This window comes from Photobacterium sp. Alg240-V54 (assembly GCF_900537155.1).
Lineage (GTDB): Bacteria > Pseudomonadota > Gammaproteobacteria > Enterobacterales > Vibrionaceae > Photobacterium.
This window is the reverse complement of sequence record NZ_UNRL01000007.1, coordinates 109256-128357: the sequence shown is the minus strand read 5'-3', so window position 1 is coordinate 128357 and position 19102 is coordinate 109256. Positions and strand designations below refer to the sequence as shown.

General features: G+C 42.4%; 16 protein-coding genes and 2 tRNA genes. 3 read left to right on the top strand and 15 right to left on the bottom strand.

The window, feature by feature from the left end:
* Positions 1–153: 153 nt before the first annotated feature.
* A complete protein-coding gene (locus G6R09_RS15855) occupies positions 154–660 on the bottom strand; it encodes a GNAT family N-acetyltransferase (RefSeq protein ID WP_163923469.1) in 507 nt (168 codons plus the stop codon).
* Entirely contained in the window at positions 650–1171 is a 522-nt protein-coding gene (locus tag G6R09_RS15850; protein WP_065169170.1) for an SCP2 domain-containing protein, read from the bottom strand. The genes G6R09_RS15855 and G6R09_RS15850 overlap by 11 nt, the downstream gene beginning before the upstream one ends.
* Before the next feature lie 221 nt (positions 1172–1392).
* Here G6R09_RS15850 and G6R09_RS15845 point away from each other — a divergent pair, with 221 nt between their 5' ends.
* The 3 genes from G6R09_RS15845 (at position 1393) to G6R09_RS15835 (ending at position 5467) form a co-directional block, all read left to right on the top strand.
* Positions 1393–3432, top strand: a complete 2040-nt coding sequence (locus G6R09_RS15845) for an EAL domain-containing protein (protein ID WP_065169169.1) — start codon at positions 1393–1395, stop codon at positions 3430–3432.
* A gap of 141 nt (positions 3433–3573) precedes the next feature.
* A complete protein-coding gene (locus G6R09_RS15840) occupies positions 3574–4581 on the top strand; it encodes a peptidase U32 family protein (protein WP_065169168.1) in 1008 nt (335 codons plus the stop codon).
* 10 nt (positions 4582–4591) lie between these two features.
* Positions 4592–5467, top strand: a complete 876-nt coding sequence (locus G6R09_RS15835) for a U32 family peptidase (protein WP_065169167.1) — start codon at positions 4592–4594, stop codon at positions 5465–5467.
* A gap of 72 nt (positions 5468–5539) precedes the next feature.
* On the opposite strand, the gene nlpI is transcribed toward G6R09_RS15835, so the two are convergent.
* From nlpI to folP, 13 genes are all read right to left on the bottom strand, one after another.
* On the bottom strand, positions 5540–6442 hold the full coding sequence (gene nlpI / locus G6R09_RS15830) for a lipoprotein NlpI (protein WP_181315004.1): 903 nt from the start codon (positions 6440–6442) through the stop codon (positions 5540–5542).
* A gap of 106 nt (positions 6443–6548) precedes the next feature.
* Positions 6549–8672, bottom strand: coding sequence for a polyribonucleotide nucleotidyltransferase (pnp, locus tag G6R09_RS15825; protein ID WP_065169166.1), 2124 nt, complete (start codon positions 8670–8672; stop codon positions 6549–6551).
* 392 nt (positions 8673–9064) lie between these two features.
* A complete protein-coding gene (gene rpsO / locus G6R09_RS15820) occupies positions 9065–9334 on the bottom strand; it encodes a 30S ribosomal protein S15 (RefSeq protein ID WP_006646210.1) in 270 nt (89 codons plus the stop codon).
* 198 nt (positions 9335–9532) lie between these two features.
* The gene (truB, locus tag G6R09_RS15815) at positions 9533–10480 is read right to left on the bottom strand and encodes a tRNA pseudouridine(55) synthase TruB (RefSeq protein WP_163923466.1); all 948 of its coding nucleotides are present in this window, start codon (positions 10478–10480) and stop codon (positions 9533–9535) included.
* A gap of 2 nt (positions 10481–10482) precedes the next feature.
* Positions 10483–10884 carry a 30S ribosome-binding factor RbfA gene (rbfA, locus tag G6R09_RS15810; RefSeq protein WP_060997669.1) on the bottom strand — a complete coding sequence of 134 codons (402 nt, stop codon included), beginning with the start codon at positions 10882–10884 and terminating at the stop codon, positions 10483–10485.
* A 98-nt stretch (positions 10885–10982) separates the two neighbouring features.
* Positions 10983–13715, bottom strand: a complete 2733-nt coding sequence (infB, locus tag G6R09_RS15805; RefSeq protein WP_065169164.1) for a translation initiation factor IF-2 — start codon at positions 13713–13715, stop codon at positions 10983–10985.
* Positions 13716–13743: 28 nt separating this feature from the next.
* Complete coding sequence (gene nusA / locus G6R09_RS15800) at positions 13744–15231, bottom strand: transcription termination factor NusA (protein WP_065169163.1); 1488 nt, start codon at positions 15229–15231, stop codon at positions 13744–13746.
* 22 nt (positions 15232–15253) lie between these two features.
* Positions 15254–15709, bottom strand: a complete 456-nt coding sequence (gene rimP / locus G6R09_RS15795; RefSeq protein WP_045042274.1) for a ribosome maturation factor RimP — start codon at positions 15707–15709, stop codon at positions 15254–15256.
* A 188-nt stretch (positions 15710–15897) separates the two neighbouring features.
* Positions 15898–15974, bottom strand: a tRNA-Met gene (locus G6R09_RS15790).
* 57 nt (positions 15975–16031) lie between these two features.
* Positions 16032–16116: transfer RNA gene (locus tag G6R09_RS15785), tRNA-Leu, on the bottom strand.
* Between the two features lie 11 nt (positions 16117–16127).
* The gene (secG, locus tag G6R09_RS15780) at positions 16128–16517 is read right to left on the bottom strand and encodes a preprotein translocase subunit SecG (RefSeq protein ID WP_082955783.1); all 390 of its coding nucleotides are present in this window, start codon (positions 16515–16517) and stop codon (positions 16128–16130) included.
* A 270-nt stretch (positions 16518–16787) separates the two neighbouring features.
* A complete protein-coding gene (glmM, locus tag G6R09_RS15775) occupies positions 16788–18125 on the bottom strand; it encodes a phosphoglucosamine mutase (RefSeq protein WP_065169162.1) in 1338 nt (445 codons plus the stop codon).
* A gap of 80 nt (positions 18126–18205) precedes the next feature.
* Entirely contained in the window at positions 18206–19039 is an 834-nt protein-coding gene (gene folP / locus G6R09_RS15770) for a dihydropteroate synthase (RefSeq protein WP_065169161.1), read from the bottom strand.
* Positions 19040–19102 lie beyond the last annotated feature (63 nt).

Below are 19102 nucleotides of genomic sequence, written 5' to 3'. Positions count from 1 at the left end.
TATGAACCCAAATGACAAATAAAGAGTTCTTACTTCCCAATATTAAAACAATTACACTTACTTATTAATAACTTATGAACAGAAAGCAAAAAAGCCACAATCTGAGCTTAATCTCTGATTGCAGCTTTTTTTAATCGCGATAGGCTGAGTTTTTTACACTAGCGCATTAAACTCTTCGCAATATTCAACCAAACCTTGATGTTGTTGCATGCTGCCAGGAGCGATCTCTAGCACCATAAAAGTCTCTTCGGTTGCTGGCCAGCGACACGTTAACCCATGTTGTAAAGCCGCTTGATAACCCGCACGGTGATAATAATTAGGATCGCCTAATACCACCACCACTGGGTAATCAAAATCAGCTAACGTCGATTGTGCTTCTGCTAATAATGCCAAACCAACCCCTTGATGGCGGTGATCTTCACGCACAGCTAGCGGCGCAAGTCCTTGCCAGTTGGTTTCTTGCCCAGCCACTGTGACCGGGCTAAAGAAAGCATGGCCAATCACTTCACCGTCATCAGTACAAGCGACCAATGATAACGTGCGGCAACCATTTTCACGCAGACGCATCACTAAATTCGCTTCAGCGTCAGTCTCAAAAACAGTTTTTAATAATCGGTCTATCAATAAAATATCAGCAGGTGCTTCAGATCTAATGAGCATGTACTACCTCGTTCTCAATCACGTTAGCCTGCATTCCCTGATGAATAAAATCAGCTGATTGCTGTAACACAAATTTCACTGGAGCTGGCAGAGAATCGAGATCAATACTGTCCATCAAATTCTTTACTTCCAATCCCAGTTCGGTATCACCTTCAATACGAAGACGACGTTGAAAGAACAGTGTATCAGGATCTTCTTTACGGGCTGCAATTAATACTAAGTCATTACACTCACCACTAAAGCTCACATCATGATGCTCACAGTGTTCTGCAACCACTAGTTTTTCATCTTGATAGCTAATAAACCACTGCAATTCTAAATCGCGTACTTCCACTTTTAACCAGCGATCTTCAAGAAATTCAAAATCACCGTCTTCTAACGCTTCTTTAAAAACCATTGCTAAGCCATCTAGCATCATTTTCTTTTGAATAGCGAACGGGGTCAGTTTTGCAGGGACGCGTAATAATGCCGGGCCATGTTGAACCAATTTTTTTCTAAGTTGAGCAATCACTATGTGTATTCCTGTTTAAAATCGAACGCTAAAAATGAATTGTATGGCAATCTTGACCATTTGTTTTATGCCTTGAGTCAAAAAAAAGTAACTGCACCGCTAAAACTGAGCATTATTTTGTTAATAAACATTATATTTACCCCCACTAACATTTACACTGCAGATAGCTAAACTTCACCTTATCATTAATATTTCAATATAGCGTCAAGGATCAGACATTCATGCACCTAGAGCAACTTGACTATTGGTTTCCATTGCTGACAAATAAGAGTCCTTTCCTATTTGCTATTCTTGATGACCAGCACAACTATTGTCATGTTAATGATCGTTACTGTGATATCAGTGGTAAATCACAGCATCAATTGCTCGGTAGTAACGATATCGACACCCTCGGTAGTTATTATTACCAATGTTTAAAGCCCTATTATGATCGTGCTTTTAAAGGAGAAGTGATTGAGGCTGAAATTATCATTAATGACACCTCTCAGCACACCAGTTTGCATATCAGCCTGGCCCCATTAGCCAATAATGACGGTAATATCAGCCACATTATTTTACATTCGGTTGATACCTCAGAACGGCATATTCTGATTAATTCCTTACAAGAAGCAGAGCACCAGCTCAACCAACTGCAAAACTTAATGACTGATGGCATCTGTGTGGTTGAAAAAAACATCATCATGAATGCGAACCAACGGGCGGTTGAGTTACTCGCAATGACGTCAAAAAATTCACTACTGGGACAAACGCTGAGTAATGTATTGCTTGATAACAAACAACAGCCTTGTGACAGTAAACAGCTAGAGCACATCAGCCATAATGACAATCAGCATTATTATGCCGTCCATAGTGAGGATAATTCACCACTACTATTAGCCACTACTCCCATCACCATGATGGGTGAGACTGCGCTATTAATAAAACTCACCGCCGCCACCCGCACTGATGACCAACAGCATAAAATCGAACAACTGATGCAGCTTGATCCATTAACAGGGCTTTATAACCGCTATGGTTTTAGCCGCCAATTAGATCTGTTAATGAAAGCGAATACGCCGCTATTTATGCTGTATATCGACATTGATAACTTTAAAAATATCAATGATTCATTAGGGCACCATATTGGCGATAAAGTGCTGCAAGAAATTGCACAACGGCTGCAACAGCTACTGCCTAAAAATGCGCTCATTGGTCATTTAAGTGGCGATGAATTTGCGGTGCTGGTTGCTCATCCAGAGCATGAAAATAGCGGCGAAGTCATTGCAGAGCAGATCATTGCCTTAGTTAACCAACCTTTTGATTTACGCTATTTTAGTAAACACCTTGCTTGCTCAATTGGCATGGTTAAATCACCAGGTAATGGTCATGATGCACGGATGATGCTGCAAAATGCTGATACTGCGATGTATGAAGCCAAAGACCGCGGTCGAAATCGATTAGTGGTCTTCAGTGACGCCATGAGTAAAGAAGCTCGCATGCGTTTATGGCTTGAAATTGAACTTCAAAAAGCGCTGCAAAATAATGGACTCGAAGTATGGTATCAACCTAAGGTCAATGCTAAAAATTTTGAAATTGATGGCGCAGAAGCATTAGTTCGTTGGAAGCATCCTGTTGAAGGCTACATCAGTCCAGCGCAGTTTATTCCCGTCGCTGAACGCTCAGGTCTTATTGAACAATTAGGTCGAGTGGTGATGCGAGAAGTGTTTACCACCGTTAACCAATGGAAAAAACAACAGCTTTTAAAAGGCCGTGTCGCAATTAACTTATCATCCCAACAATTTGAAAACCCTAAGTTAATCAGTTTTGTCGAACAACTGCGCCAGCTAACCGGCATTAATGCGGCTGACTTTACCTTTGAGCTCACAGAAAGTACGGTAATGAGTGACGGTGAGCATACGATTCAGATGCTCAATGCCATTAAACAACAAGGATTTGCGTTATCTATTGATGACTTTGGTACTGGCTATTCTTCATTGTCTTATTTAGCCCGCTTTCCCCTTGATGAACTTAAAATTGATCGCGCATTTATTAAAGACATTGATACCATTCCCAAACAAATTACTCTGATTGAAAATATCATCAATTTAGGCAAATCACTTAACATGAGTGTGGTGGCTGAAGGGATTGAGACCCGTCAACAAGCAACACTACTGTCAAATCTTAATTGCGACTATATTCAAGGGTTTCATTTTCACCGTCCAATGCCGAAACAAGAACTTGAACAGCTGTTATTAAAGGAAAAGATTTATCTCAACGGTTGATATTCGTCTAAAAATGCGATCGTTTAGTAACAATTTTATTGTTTTATATCAACAAAACCTGCCTAGCATCAAGATCTCCAACAATAAACACTTTTACTATAATGGCATCGCTTTTATGCAAAGATTGGATAATAAAATAACATGGAGCTTCTTTGCCCAGCTGGCAATTTACCAGCATTAAAAACTGCTATTGATAATGGTGCAGATGCGGTTTATATCGGTTTTAAAGACGATACTAACGCTCGCCACTTTGCGGGTTTAAACTTCACAGATCGCAAACTTGAAAAAGCAGTGCAATATGTAAAAGATCATGATCGTAAATTACATGTTGCTTTAAACACTTTTGCCCATCCTGATGGTTTTAGTCGTTGGACCAAAGCCGTCGATAATGCCGCAGCCATGGGCGTGGATGCTCTGATTGTGGCTGATATCGGTGTGCTTGAATATGCAGCTACCACTTACCCTGATTTAGAATTGCATCTCTCAGTGCAAGCATCAGCAACCAACACTGCTGCGATTGAATTTTATCAACAAAACTTCAATATCAAGCGAGTAGTATTACCGCGCGTACTGTCGATACACCAAGTAAAGCAGTTAGCACGTAATACTGATATGCAACTAGAAGTTTTTGCTTTTGGTAGCTTGTGCATTATGTCTGAAGGTCGCTGTTATTTATCTTCTTACATGACAGGTGAATCACCCAATACTGTTGGTGCTTGTTCACCGGCTAAGTATGTTCGCTGGCAAGAAACGCCACAAGGGCTAGAATCACGCCTAAATGAAGTGCTGATTGATCGCTATGCTGCGGGCGAAAATGCCGGTTACCCAACCTTATGTAAAGGTCGATTTGATATCAACATCGAGGGTAATAACAAACGCTTTCATGCACTAGAAGAGCCTACGAGTCTTAATACATTAGAGATTCTACCTGAGCTGTTTAAAGCCAATATTGCATCGGTTAAAATTGAAGGCCGTCAACGTAGCCCTGCGTATGTTGAACAAGTGACTCGCACTTGGCGCGCTGCAATTGATCATTACTTAGCAAACCCTGAAGGCTACAGTGTTAATCCAGCCTGGAACGCATGCCTCGGTAATTTGTCTGAAGGTAAACAAACAACGTTAGGTGCATACCACCGTAAATGGCAATAAAGGATCATTAATGAAATATTCACTTGGGCCATTGCTTTACTTTTGGCCTCAGCATGATGTTGAAACGTTTTATCAACAAGCCAAACACAGCAACGTTGATGTGATTTATTTAGGGGAAACGGTGTGCTCTAAACGTCGAGCACTAAAACCTGCCCAATGGATCGATATCGCTAAAGAACTCGCAGCAAATGGCAAGCAGGTTGTGCTATCCACCATGGCACTGCTAGAAGCACCTAGCGAAGTCAACATCATGAAAAAATATATCGATAATGGCGACTTTATTGTTGAAGCTAACGATGTATCTGCAATTCAACTTGCCTCACAAAGCAAGGTGCCATTTGTGGTAGGGCCTGCGGTAAATTGCTATAACGCGCAGACGTTGAAGTTGTTTGCTAAACAAGGCATGACTCGTTGGTGTATGCCAGTTGAGCTGTCTCGTGATTGGTTACGTAACACGCTAACCGAGTGCGAAACACTTGGAATACGTCAACAATTTGAAACTGAAGTGTTCAGTTATGGCTACCTCCCTTTAGCTTACTCCGCACGCTGCTTTACTGCTCGTGCTGAAGATAAAGCCAAAGATGATTGCGAAACTTGCTGTATTAAGTATCCGCAAGGGATCACCGTTAACAGCCAAGAAGATCAAAAAATCTTCACCCTTAATGGAATTCAAACCCAATCTGGTTACTGCTATAACCTGATCAACGATTTGAAAGGCATGAAAGACATGGTGGATGTGGTTCGATTAAGCCCTATGGGACTTGATACCCTGACACTGATTGATGATTTCCGTGCTAATGAACAAGGTGATATTCGACACCCACTTGCTGATGGCCACCAATGTAATGGCTACTGGCATAACCTAGCCGGATTGGATATTCGCTAGAGGTTCGAGGTTCGTTTAGAATAAAAAATAGCCGCTAATCATAGCGGCTATTTTTATATAACATTATTATTGCTATGCCGTTGGAGGAGTTAACACTACAGGCGCTGCATTTTGCTCTGCGGTAAAAATACGATTTAATTCAAGTAATGATAATCGATGTTCAATAAATTCATACACATTGCCTGATAATGCCAATTTATAAAGCATGATCGCGGTTGAATAATCTTGCTGCTGTTGATAACGTTGAGCTAGATAGAAATACCCTTCCGTCAATCGTAGCGCTAATTGCTCGTTATCTTTACTCTGCTCGGCAATATCCGTTAAAAACTGCTCTTCACTGACTTCACCAAGATACATTCGCACAATCTGCCAGCCCCAATCTTTTTTATCACTCGCAGCATAACGCTGTTGAAGTAATATTTGTGCTTGCTGTGGCACTAATTTCAAATCATTGAGATACAGCCAGATCACACGATAAGGATCATTAATATCCTGCTGATAATGGGGTAATAAATCATCGTTAGCGAGCTCATAACGCTCACCGTAATACAATGCGATACCGCGATTACGATGTGCATAAGGATGATCTGGGGCTAAATCCAAGGTTGAATCAAATGACTCATAAGCTGAATCAAACATCCCCATTTGAGTAAATATCACCCCAGCAACATTAAATAAGTCTGGTTGATTTGGGTTTAATGTTAACGACTTATTAAAGTCTAACCGCGCTAAATCGCGTAAACCTAAGCTGTCATGCAGTAAACCACGATCATAATAAATGGTCGCTAATGTTGTTTGAGGAATATTTGGCTGCTGTAATATTTGCTCAATCCGTGCCAACTGAATCTGCTGCGGCAAACTAGGTTGATAAGGGATCGCCATTGGCGGATGGCTCCAGGTTGCAGGCATTGCCGAACATCCACTTAGTATCAATGCAGATGCAATTACAACATATTGAAGATGGCGTATTATCAACTCAGTTCTCCCTGTGACATCAATGGCGATCCAGCGCCTATGATAATATTTAGATCAAAAAAAAGGGGCTATTAAGCCCCTTTATATCATGATATTAGCAAAACGCTTAGCCTTGTGGCTGCTCGTCTTGTGCAGGAGCTGCGGCTGGCGCTTCTACTGCTTCTTTCATGCTTAGACGAATACGGCCTTGACGGTCGATTTCAAGAACTTTAACTTGAACTTCTTGACCCATCTGTAGGTAATCAGACACTTTCTCTACACGATCTTGTGAGATTTGAGAAATGTGAACTAGACCTTCTTTTGCACCGATAACTGATACAAACGCACCGAAGTCAACGATACGCATTACTTTACCAGTGTAAACACGGCCAACTTCAACGTCTGCAGTGATTTCTTCGATACGACGGATTGCTTCTTGTGCAGCAGTACCTTCAGTCGCAGCGATCTTCACTGTACCATCATCTTCGATTTCGATTGTAGTACCAGTTTCTTCAGTAAGTGCACGAATAACTGCACCACCTTTACCGATAACATCTTTGATCTTCTCTGGGTTGATCTTCATCATGTGAATGCGAGGAGCAAACTGAGAGATCTCTTCACGAGGAGAGTTAATTGCATTATCCATTACGCTAAGGATGTGCTTACGCGCGCCTTTAGCTTGGTTAAGTGCAATTTCCATGATCTCTTTAGTGATACCTTCAATCTTGATATCCATCTGAAGTGCTGTGATACCGTCGTCAGTACCCGCTACTTTAAAGTCCATGTCACCTAGGTGATCTTCGTCACCAAGGATGTCAGAAAGAACAACGAAGTCATTGCCTTCTTTAACAAGACCCATTGCGATACCCGCAACAGACGCTTTGATTGGCACACCAGCATCCATAAGTGCTAGTGACGTACCACATACAGAAGCCATTGAAGATGAACCGTTAGATTCAGTGATTTCTGATACTACACGTACTGTGTATGGGAATTCGTCAACAGATGGCATTACCGCTTGAATACCACGCTTCGCCAACTTACCGTGACCAATTTCACGACGCTTAGGTGAACCAACGAAACCAGTTTCACCTACACAGTATGGAGGGAAGTTGTAGTGAAGAAGGAAGTGATCTTTCTTCTCACCCATGATGCTATCAATGATTTGAGCATCACGTTGTGTACCCAATGTTGCAGTAACAAGTGCTTGAGTCTCACCACGTGTAAATAGTGAAGAACCGTGCGTACGTGGAAGTACACCAGTACGTACGTCTAGCGCACGAACCATGTCTTTTTCACGACCATCGATACGTGGGTGACCAGCAATGATACGGCCACGTACAACTGTCTTCTCTAGATCGTGGAAGATAGTGTGGATTTCTTTCGCGTTTGCATCAACATCTTCAGCAACAATCGCATCATTTACTTCAGCAGCAATCTCATGAATACGGTCGTAACGCGCCATTTTCTCTGTGATTTGGTAAGCTTCAACAAGCTTAGTTTCTGCAAGTTCTGCGATCTTAGCTTTAAGTGCTGTGTTCTCTGCAGGTGCAGTCCAATCCCAAGCAGGAGTCGCAACTTCAGCTGCAAACTCATTGATTGCATTGATAACAACTTGTTGTTGGTCGTGACCAAATACAACAGCTTGTAGCATTTGCTCTTCAGATAGACGGTCAGCTTCTGACTCAACCATCAATACTGCATCTTTAGTACCAGCAACAACAAGATCTAGACGGCTTGTTTCTAGCTCTTCATTGCTTGGGTTAAGAACGAATTGATCGTTAATGTAACCTACACGTGCTGCACCGATAGGACCATTGAATGGAATACCAGAGATAGCAAGTGCTGCAGAAGTACCAATCATTGTAACCATATCAGGGTTAACTGCAGGGTTTACAGAAACCACTGTTGCAATAACTTGTACTTCGTTTTTGAAATCGTCAGGGAATAACGGACGGATTGGACGGTCGATTAGACGTGCAGTCAGTGTTTCGCCTTCAGAAGGACGGCCTTCACGCTTGAAGAAACCACCAGGGATTTTACCTGCAGCGTATGTACGCTCTTGGTAGTTCACTGTTAGCGGGAAGAAGTCTTGGCCTTCTACTGCTGTTTTCTTACCAACAACAGAAACGAACACTGATGTGTCGTCCATGCTAACCATTACTGCAGCAGTCGCTTGACGTGCTATAACACCAGTCTCAAGAGTAACCGTGTGGTTACCGTACTGGAAAGTCTTTACGATAGGATTCACGTGAATTTCCTTAAATATATTCCGCTTTCTATTTGCAGGTCAATTATAACCAACACAAACATAAGCGTCATGTAATTGATGTCCACTTTGTTATGATTTCACGTATCGCGACTAATCAAAGCTCTCAGATAACGAAAACTTTTATTAGCCGCGACCTAAAGGTCGACGAAAACGACTCGCAAAGTCATAAATAGTGGAAATGTGCAGTTATTTACTCACCACCTATCATATCTCTGCCTCAGCATTCATACAACAAACTTGAGCTTAACTCCGGTACAGATAGTAGACGAAATTAGAAAAGATGACAGGAAGGCGAATCAATAATAGCGGTATTAGTAATAAAAAGAGCAGATAAAAAGAAAGGAGCCTAGGGCTCCTTTCTTAAAGCAATCTTAGCGACGTAGGCCTAGACGCTTGATCAAGTCTTGGTAACGATCTAGGTTCTTACCTTTAAGGTAATCTAGAAGCTTACGACGACGAGAAACCATACGTAGTAGACCGCGACGGCTGTGGTGGTCGTGCTTGTGGTTAGCAAAGTGACCTTGAAGGTGGTTGATTTGCGCTGTTAAAAGTGCAACCTGAACTTCAGGAGAACCAGTATCATTTTCACATTGTGCGTAATCTGCAACGATTGCTGCTTTAGTTTCTGCATTCAGAGACATAACTCATTCCTAATACAAGATGTTTTAATTTGTGCCGCCAATCTCTGATTCAGCCGACACCCAAGCCGCGGATTATACTGATCAGCGCTACGAACTACAAGCGAATAATTAACCAGCGTTATTTTTAATCTCAAGCAACTTATTTACCCTAATCAAGCTGATTAATGGTTAACGGTTAGTTGTGATTTGCTGGAGTCATTATTGCTGTTGTTCGTTTGCCATTACTCGCTTTGGTGCCAACATGCCTTTTGCATCAATGGTACCAACGCCAATAAATTCAGCACTATCCCCGACGGTTATACGCACTAATGTGCCTTCAACTGGAACAACTTCGGCAACGACAGGATTACCGTGTAGAACATGAACCGCAGCTTCTGCGGTGATATTCACTGCGGGTAAATCTTGTACTGCAGTATCAGTTGGTAATAATAACGCATCTAATACTGTGCCAGGTTCAACATCGTTAGCTTTAGCGTCATCAAGCATCGCTTGTAACTGCTCAATGGTTACCATGCGTTCATACGGGAAATTAGAAACACCAGTACGACGCAGCATAATAACGTGAGCACCACAACCAAGCATCTCCCCCAAGTCATCAACGATAGTACGAATATACGTCCCTTTTGATACATGAAGTTCCATTTCAACTTCATTGTTATCAAACCGCAATAGCTCAACCGAATACACCGTAATCTTACGCGACTCACGAGGAATTGAGATCCCTTCACGCGCGTATTCATACAATTTACGGCCTTGATATTTTAATGCTGAGTACATTGATGGAATTTGATCAGTCGTGCCACGAAAACGGTCGATGCATGCTTCAAGCTGATCGCGATCAACATTAACCTCACGGGTCTCAACCACTTCACCATCAGAATCTGAGGTATCAGTACGTTCACCTAATTTGGCGATCACACGATAACGTTTATCAGAATCTAATAAAAATTGTGAAAATTTGGTCGCTTCACCAAAACAAAGCGGTAACATGCCCGTCGCTAAAGGATCAAGCGCACCTGTATGGCCCGCTTTTTGTGCAAAAAAGATGCGTTTCACTTTTTGCAGGGTATCGTTAGAACTAATGCCGGTTGGTTTATCAACCAAGATCACACCGTTAATTGGACGACCTTTACGACGACGTGCCATGCTTACTCCTCGCCTTTTTCTACTTCGTCTTCATCACCACGACGATCTTCATCGTCACGTACCGCTTTTGATACTAGGTTAGAAATACGCATACCTTCAGTTAACGATTGGTCGAAAATGAAGTTAAGCTCAGGTGTCACACGTAGGCGAATCTCTTTACCTAGTAGTGAACGAATGTAAGGTGCCATTTCACGTAGTGCTGCTAAGCTACCTTCTGCAGTTTGCTCACCAATAGGAAAGAAAGTTACATAGATTTTGGCATAGTTCATATCACGCGATACATCAACACTTGAGATTGTTGTCATTGCGATCGCTGGATCTTTGATTTCACGCTGTAAAATCACGGCTAATTCTTTTTGTAGCTGTTGTGCTACACGTTGGGTACGGCTAAATTCTTTTGCCATTGTCTTGCTCTCTCTAAGAATAATGCTCTTGAAAGAATGGGGAGCCGAAGCTCCCCATTATCATTATTATGTTGAAAAACAACTATCTACACTGATTATTAGTCAAGTGTACGTTTGATTTCAATAATTTCGAATACTTCGATCTGGTCGCCAACGCGAACGTCGTTGTAGTTCTTAACGCCGATACCACACTCGTAACCGTTCTTAACTTCAGCAACGTCATCTTTAAAGCGACGTAGTGACTCAAGCTCACCTTCGTAGATAACTACGTTTTCACGTAGAACACGAATAGGATTGTTACGCTTAATAGTACCTTCAGTTACCATACAACCAGCGATTGCGCCGATCTTAGGTGACTTAAATACATCACGTACTTCAGCAAGACCAATGATCTCTTGCTTGAACTCAGGAGCCAACATACCGCCCATCGCCGCTTTAACTTCGTCGATTAGTTGGTAGATGATTGAGTAGTAACGTAGGTCTAGGTTTTCATTTTCGATTGTTTGACGCGCAGACGCATCAGCACGAACGTTGAAACCAAGTACGATTGCGTTAGAAGCTGCTGCAAGTACTGCATCAGTTTCAGTGATTGCACCAACACCTGAACCTACGATGTTCACTTTAACTTCATCAGTTGAAAGTTTACGTAGTGAGTCAGCGATTGCTTCAACAGAACCTTGAACGTCAGCTTTAAGCACAACGTTTAGTTCAGCAACTTCACCAGCTTCCATGTTAGCAAACATGTTTTCTAGTTTAGCTTTTTGTTGACGTGCTAGTTTAACATCACGGAATTTACCTTGACGGTAAAGTGCAACTTCACGTGCTTTACGCTCATCACGTACAACAGTCGCTTCGTCACCTGATGATGGCACACCAGAAAGACCAAGGATCTCAACAGGAATAGATGGACCTGCTGATTCGATTTCTTGACCTTGTTCGTTGCGCATTGCACGAATACGACCATGCATTAGACCACAAAGAACGATATCGCCCTTGCGCAATGTACCTTCTTGAACAAGTACAGTTGCAACTGGACCACGGCCTTTATCAAGACGAGATTCAATAACAACACCAGATGCCATGCCTTCTTCAACTGCTGTTAGCTCAAGAATTTCTGACTGAAGAAGAATGGCTTCTAGTAGACCATCGATGTTAGTACCTTGTTTCGCAGAGATGTGAACAAACATGTTCTCACCGCCCCACTCTTCAGGCATAACGTCGTATTGAGCTAGCTCATTCTTCACGTTGTCTGGGTTTGCATCTTCTTTATCGATCTTGTTTACCGCAACGATCAAAGGTACACCAGCCGCTTTTGCGTGCTGAATCGCTTCGATTGTTTGTGGCATTACGCCATCGTCTGCTGCCACTACAAGTACAACGATATCCGTCGCTTGAGCACCACGAGCACGCATAGCTGTAAACGCTGCGTGTCCTGGAGTATCAAGGAACGTAATCATACCGTTCTCAGTTTCAACGTGGTAAGCACCAATGTGCTGTGTAATACCACCAGCTTCGCCTGAAGCAACGTGTGCTTTACGAATGTAGTCAAGTGTTGATGTCTTACCATGGTCAACGTGACCCATAATAGTAACAACGGGTGCACGAGATACTTTGGTTAGATCTAAGTCGTTACGATTAGAAAGAATCGCTTCTTCCAATTCGTTTTCTTTACGTAGAATTACCTTGTGACCCATTTCTTCAGCAACTAATGCAGCTGTTTCTTGGTCGATAACTTGGTTGATAGTCGCCATAGCGCCCATCTTCATCATCACTTTGATAACTTCAACGCCCTTAACAGACATCTTGTTAGCTAGCTCTGAAACCACGATAGTTTCGCCAATCACAACATCTTGCTTAGCAACTTGTGCTGTCTTATCGAAGCCATGTTGCATTGAAGCAGGTTTGTTCATTTGTGGCTTACCGCGACCACGTTGGTTACGACCGCCACGGCCACCACGTTCGTCTTGCTTAGCCGCTGGTTTTTTCTTTTTACGACGGCGAGAAGTTTCTTCTTTGCGGTCTTGTTCATCTTCTGCAGCACGAGCATAGGTAGATGTCGTTGTATGGTAATCAGATTTTTCCATACTTACTGCTTGTTCAGGTTTTACCCCGTTTTTCTCGTTCTGTTCTGCCATTTTGCGAGCCTCTTCTAGCTGACGCTGACTTTCTTCTTCGGCTTTTCGCTTGGCTTCCTCTTCCAGACGACGCTGTAGTACTTCAGCATCTAACTTAGCCTGTTTGTCAGCGACGGTGCGCTTAGCTTTTTCGTCAGCTTTACGCTTATCCTGTTCGGTACGATTCGCTTTATCCTCAGCGGCACGCTTTAATTTCTGTTCTGCTTCACGCTTAGCAGTTTCTTCTGCTTTACGCTGCTCTTCAGCTTTACGTAGGGCAGCTTCCTCTGCGCTACGTTTTGCTGCTTCTTCTGCGGCTTGGCTAGCAATCATGTCAGCTTCACGTTGCGCTTTAGCTTCCGCTTCGCGCTTAACAGCTTCTTCTGCTGCACGTTGTTCATCCTCTAGTGCTGAACGTTTCACGTAGGTGCGCTTTTTGCGCACTTCTACTTGAACATTTTTGCTCTTGCCACCACTGCCAGACACACTTAGTGTACTACGTGTCTTGCGCTGCAGAGTCAGACGAGTCGGAGCGCCGTCAGTATTGCCGTCACTACCATGCTCCTTTTGGAGATGGTTAAGTAACGCCTGTTTTTCGGTTTGGCTTACATTTGCATCAACATTCTTAGCTATCCCAGCATCTGAAAACTGTTGAAGTAAACGGTCAATCGGCGTACCAATTTCTTCCGCCAATGTTTTAACGGTAACCTCTGACATAATGCTCCTCCCTTGCTTTATTTTTTTATTACGCTTCGTCGCTGAACCAGCAAATATTACGCGCAGCCATAATTAGCTCACCCGCTCTTGCTTCGTCCACGCCTTCAATGTCGGTCAAGTCATCAGTTCCTTGATCAGCAAGATCTTCAAGCGTACAAATACCTTTTGCTGCAAACTTAAACGCTAATTCGCGCTCAAGACCTTCCAGACTTAATAAATCTTCAGCTGGTTCTACACCATCAAGCGTTTCTTCTTTAGCAAGCGCTAGTGTCGTCAATGCTTCTTTTGCACGACTACGTAGATGCTCAATAGTCTCTTCATCAAGACCATCAATATCCATTAACTCACTTAATGGAACGTAAGCAATTTCTTCTAGTGTAGTAAAGCCTTCTTCTACCAATACAGTGGCAAAGTCTTCATCAATATCAAGGTGCTTAGTAAACACTTCAATTGATGCTTGTGCTTCTGCTTGGTGTTTTTTCTGTAGATCTTCAACCGTCATTACGTTTAGTTCCCAGCCAGTAAGCTGTGATGCTAGACGTACGTTTTGACCATTACGACCGATCGCTTGTGCCAGATTATCTTTCTGTACAGCGATATCCATAGTGTGGTTGTCTTCATCAACAATGATTGAATCAACTTCCGCAGGTGCCATTGCATTGATCACGTATTGTGCAGCATTTTCATCCCACAATACGATATCAATACGCTCGCCGCCAAGCTCACTAGAAACAGCTTGAACACGTGCGCCACGCATACCAACACACGCACCCACAGGGTCAATACGCTTATCGTTAGTTTTTACTGCAATTTTTGCACGAGAGCCAGCGTCACGTGCTGCGCCCATTAGCTCAATCAGTTCTTCGCCCATTTCAGGCACTTCAATGCGGAATAGCTCAGATAACATTTCTGGCTTAGAACGCGTCATGAATAACTGGAAACCACGTGCTTCAGGGGCAACTTTGTAAAGAAGACCACGAACACGGTCGCCTGGACGGAAGTTTTCACGAGGAAGTTGATCATCACGTTGGATAACTGCTTCTGCGTTGCTGCCTAAATCAATGATTACTGCGTCACGATTTACTTTCTTAACAATACCAGTGATCAGCTCACCTTCGTTGTCAATAAATTGTGCCACGATTTGCTCACGCTCAGCTTCACGTACTTTTTGTACGATAACTTGCTTTGCTGTTTGCGTCGTAATACGGTCGAACGTTACAGATTGAATATCATCTTCAACATAATCGCCAAGTGCGATTGTTGGATCTTCAAATTGCGCCGCTTCTAAGGTAATTTCAAGTGTAGGTTGAGTCACCTCTTCTACTGCTTTCCAACGACGGAAAGTTTCGAATTCACCTGTTTTACGATCGATAACAACACGAACTTCGATTTCTGCTTCATGTTTCTTTTTAGTTGCTGTTGCTAGTGCAATCTCAAGCGCTTCAAAGATACGCTCGCGAGGAACAGCTTTTTCGTTGGATACCGCTTCTACGACAGCCAAGATTTCTTTGTTCATTTCTAATGCCCCAATTTAGCGGTTAGAATTTTGGAACTAGGTTGGCCTTGGAGATATTGCTAAGTGCAAAGGACTCGTCATTGCCATCTACGTTAAGTGTGATCAGTTCGCCTTCAACAGCGACAATGTCACCTTTCCACTTACGACGGTTACCCATCGCCATTTTTAATACTAAGCTAACTTCATGACCAATAAATTGTTGGTAATGTGCTGCTTTGAAGAGTGGTCTTTCCAATCCAGGGGAAGACACTTCTAGGTGGTAAGCAACAGTAATTGGATCTTCAACATCCATTACTGCACTAATCTGGCGGCTAACCTCTGCACAACCGTCTACATTAATACCATTTTCATGGTCAATAAACACGCGAAGTGTGGAGTGCTCACCAGCACGGATGAACTCTAAACCAACAAGTTCAAAGCCAATAGCTTGAACTGAAGGCTCAAGTAAGTCGGTTAATTGTGTCTCTAAAGCTGTCAAGACAACCCCCCGGAAACAAAAAAAGGGCATAAAGCCCAGTAAATACCTGAATGGTCATGTTTCAGATAATAAAAAACCCCGAATACGGGGTTTTTTATTACTGGACCCTGATTACTAAAACCATGCAAGCAAGTGTCTTAGTAAGAAAACAAACATTCAAAAGTAAGAATAGTCTATTTTCAGGAAAGTGGTTGCGGGGGCCGGATTTGAACCAACGACCTTCGGGTTATGAGCCCGACGAGCTACCAAGCTGCTCCACCCCGCGTCCGATTCTGAACTGAGTATACCGTTCAGATGTTACTATTACAAGTAACCAGTATAATGGTGCCGAGAAGGGGACTTGAACCCCTACACCTTGCGGCACTAGCACCTCATGCTAGCGTGTCTACCAATTTCACCATCTCGGCTAAATATTTACTTACTGAGATTTTTCACTTGTTGCTGGTGTTGTTTCAGCAGTGTTCTCAGTTGTTTTTTCAGCTGCAACGACTTTATCTGTAGTTACAGTCTTTGGTGTTTCAACAGCTTGTGTTGTAGCAGGAGCCGAAAGGTTATCCCAACCACTAGTCTCTGATGCTTGCTTGGTACTCATGTTGCCAAGAACAAGACTGATCACAAAGAAAATAAGTGCACAAAGTGTTGTCATTCGAGTTAGAAAATTTCCTGAGCCGCTAGAGCCGAACAAAGTTCCTGAAGCACCAGCCCCGAATGAAGCTCCCATATCTGCGCCTTTACCTTGCTGAACCATTACTAGGCCAATTACACCAAGCGCAGCGACAAGATAAATCACAAGTAGAATTTCGTACATGGGTTCCACCTATGGTTAAATTGCTATACCGGCTTTGCTTTAGCAGTGCCAGCGCATTCCTCTTATCTAGAGAGCGAATGAATACTAGCGAAACCCTGTAACAGTGACAAGTAATATTTACTAAAAAAGTGAATATTCCGAACCACTTGCACAACATTTAGCCAAAAACAAAGTCATCGAAATAAAAAGGCTGACCATATTTGTATTAGCCAGCCTTCTCCTTTATTGAATAATGTTTAAAAAATTAAACAGTTATCAATAATCATTACATTAGCAGTTTTCTTTTACTGCTTTTGCAATATCTAATGCATATTGCTTAACATCAGCTGCATTTTGGCCTTCAACCATAACACGGATTAATGGCTCAGTGCCTGATTTACGTAATAATACGCGACCATTATCACCTAATTTTTGTTCAACCGCTTGAGTTGCTGCAATAACAGCTGCTGATTGTAGAGGATCGCTGTCGCCCTTAAAGCGAACATTTTCCAAAACTTGCGGGAACATTGTCATGCCGTCACTTAGCTCTTTCAGGCTCATTTTACTTGCTACGATAGACGCCATAACTTGTAAACCAGCAACAATGCCGTCACCTGTAGTTACTTTATCAAGTAAAATAACATGGCCTGAATTCTCAGCACCAATTAACCAATTATGCTTTAGTAATTCTTCCATTACATAACGGTCACCCACTTTTGCGCGTACAAAAGGAATGCCTAGGTTTTTAAGTGCAACTTCCATGCCCATATTGGTCATTAGCGTACCAACGACACCGCCTTTCAGTTCACCACAACGTAATGCATCGCGGGCGATAATGTAAGCAATTTGGTCACCATCAATTTTATTACCAAGCTCATCAACCATGATAATACGGTCGCCATCACCATCAAGGGCAATACCAAAGTCAGCTTTTTCTGCTAATACTTTCGCTTGTAATGCGGCAACGTCTGTAGCGCCTACCTTATCATTAATATTGATACCGTTTGGTTCGCAACCAATAGTAATAATTTCAGCACCTAATTCAGCGAAAACCTTAGGCGCAATATGGTATGTCGCACCATGGGCACAATCGACAACAATCTTAAAACCTTCAAGGCTTAAATGATTAGGGAATGTACCTTTACAAAATTCAATGTAACGCCCAGCTGCATCATCAATACGGTATGCTTTACCCAATAGTGCTGATTCAACACACGTTAATGGTTTTTCCATTTCCGCTTCAATGGCTAATTCAACTGCGTCCGGTAATTTAGTGCCTTGAGCCGAAAAGAATTTGATGCCGTTATCATGGTAAGGATTGTGTGATGCAGAAATCACAATACCCGCTTCAGCACGAAATGTACGAGTTAGGTAAGCAACAGCAGGGGTTGGCATTGGACCAGTAAAAGCGGCTTTTAAACCCGCAGCAGCAAGACCTGCTTCTAAAGCAGACTCAAGCATGTAACCTGAAATACGAGTATCTTTACCAATTAATACTTTTTTAGTACCTGTTTTTGATAATACACGCCCAGCAGCCCAGCCTAGCTTCATTACAAATTCAGGTGTAATCGGACCTTCACCAACAAGACCACGAATACCGTCAGTACCAAAGAACTTACGTTCAGCCATTTTACGCTCCTAGCTCTATCTTATAAGTATATCGATTGTAATCAGCTTACAATCTTTCACTATTATGGAATTATATCTAATTATTTAGAATATTTTGCGACCATATTACAGACTTGAATAACATCATTTGTTTCGTTAGCGTCATGAACACGAATTATTTGTGCGCCTTTCATCGCAGCCACTGTCGCACAGGCTAAACTACCAGCTAAACAATCAGCAGCTGGTTTATCCAATAATTTCGAAATCATTGATTTGCGAGACATTCCCGCTAATACCGGCAACCCAAACTGATGAAACTGTTCAAATTGCGCTAATAGTTGATAATTATGCGCCATTGTTTTACCAAAACCAAAACCGGGATCTAATACCAGTTGTTGACGGCTAATGCCTTGTTGCTCACAAGCTTGAATGCGCTGCTGAAAAAAATGATTTACATCTGTGATCAGGTCAACATAATGCGGATCAGCTTGCATTGTACGCGGTTGACCCTGCATATGCATTAAGCAGATAGGAACATTTGCTTTTGCAGCCGCAGCTATTGCCCCAGGTTCTTGTAATGCACGTACATCATTAATTAAATCAGCGCCTGCATTTACCGCTTCGGTCATTACCTGCGCTTTACTGGTATCAATTGAAATCCAGCAATCAAATCGTTGTCTAATCGCTGCTATTACCGGAATAACACGTGCAAGTTCTTGCTCAATACTTACATCAGCAGCACCAGGACGCGTCGATTCTCCACCAATATCAATAATAGCAGTCCCCGCTTCAAGCATAGATTCAACATGACGTAACGCACTCTCTAATTGATTATATTTACCGCCATCAGAAAATGAATCGGGGGTGATATTAACAATCCCCATCACTTGAGGCGTTGTCAGATCAAGCGTCTTAGTTTTACTGATTAACATCATGTTATGACTCCGGAAATTTCCATAAAAAAAAACCCCGACCTAAGTCAGGGTTTTCTATTCACT

Excerpts from the sequence above, each read along its gene's own strand:
- G6R09_RS15855 (WP_163923469.1), bottom strand. The coding sequence starts at position 660 with ATGCTCATTAGATCTGAAGCACCTGCTGATATTTTATTGATAGACCGA.
- G6R09_RS15845 (WP_065169169.1), top strand. The coding sequence starts at position 1,393 with ATGCACCTAGAGCAACTTGACTATTGGTTTCCATTGCTGACAAATAAG.
- G6R09_RS15840 (WP_065169168.1), top strand. The coding sequence starts at position 3,574 with ATGGAGCTTCTTTGCCCAGCTGGCAATTTACCAGCATTAAAAACTGCT.
- G6R09_RS15835 (WP_065169167.1), top strand. The coding sequence starts at position 4,592 with ATGAAATATTCACTTGGGCCATTGCTTTACTTTTGGCCTCAGCATGAT.
- rpsO (WP_006646210.1), bottom strand. The coding sequence starts at position 9,334 with ATGTCTCTGAATGCAGAAACTAAAGCAGCAATCGTTGCAGATTACGCA.
- truB (WP_163923466.1), bottom strand. The coding sequence starts at position 10,480 with ATGGCACGTCGTCGTAAAGGTCGTCCAATTAACGGTGTGATCTTGGTT.
- rbfA (WP_060997669.1), bottom strand. The coding sequence starts at position 10,884 with ATGGCAAAAGAATTTAGCCGTACCCAACGTGTAGCACAACAGCTACAA.
- infB (WP_065169164.1), bottom strand. The coding sequence starts at position 13,715 with ATGTCAGAGGTTACCGTTAAAACATTGGCGGAAGAAATTGGTACGCCG.
- nusA (WP_065169163.1), bottom strand. The coding sequence starts at position 15,231 with ATGAACAAAGAAATCTTGGCTGTCGTAGAAGCGGTATCCAACGAAAAA.
- secG (WP_082955783.1), bottom strand. The coding sequence starts at position 16,517 with ATGTACGAAATTCTACTTGTGATTTATCTTGTCGCTGCGCTTGGTGTA.
- glmM (WP_065169162.1), bottom strand. The coding sequence starts at position 18,125 with ATGGCTGAACGTAAGTTCTTTGGTACTGACGGTATTCGTGGTCTTGTT.
- folP (WP_065169161.1), bottom strand. The coding sequence starts at position 19,039 with ATGATGTTAATCAGTAAAACTAAGACGCTTGATCTGACAACGCCTCAA.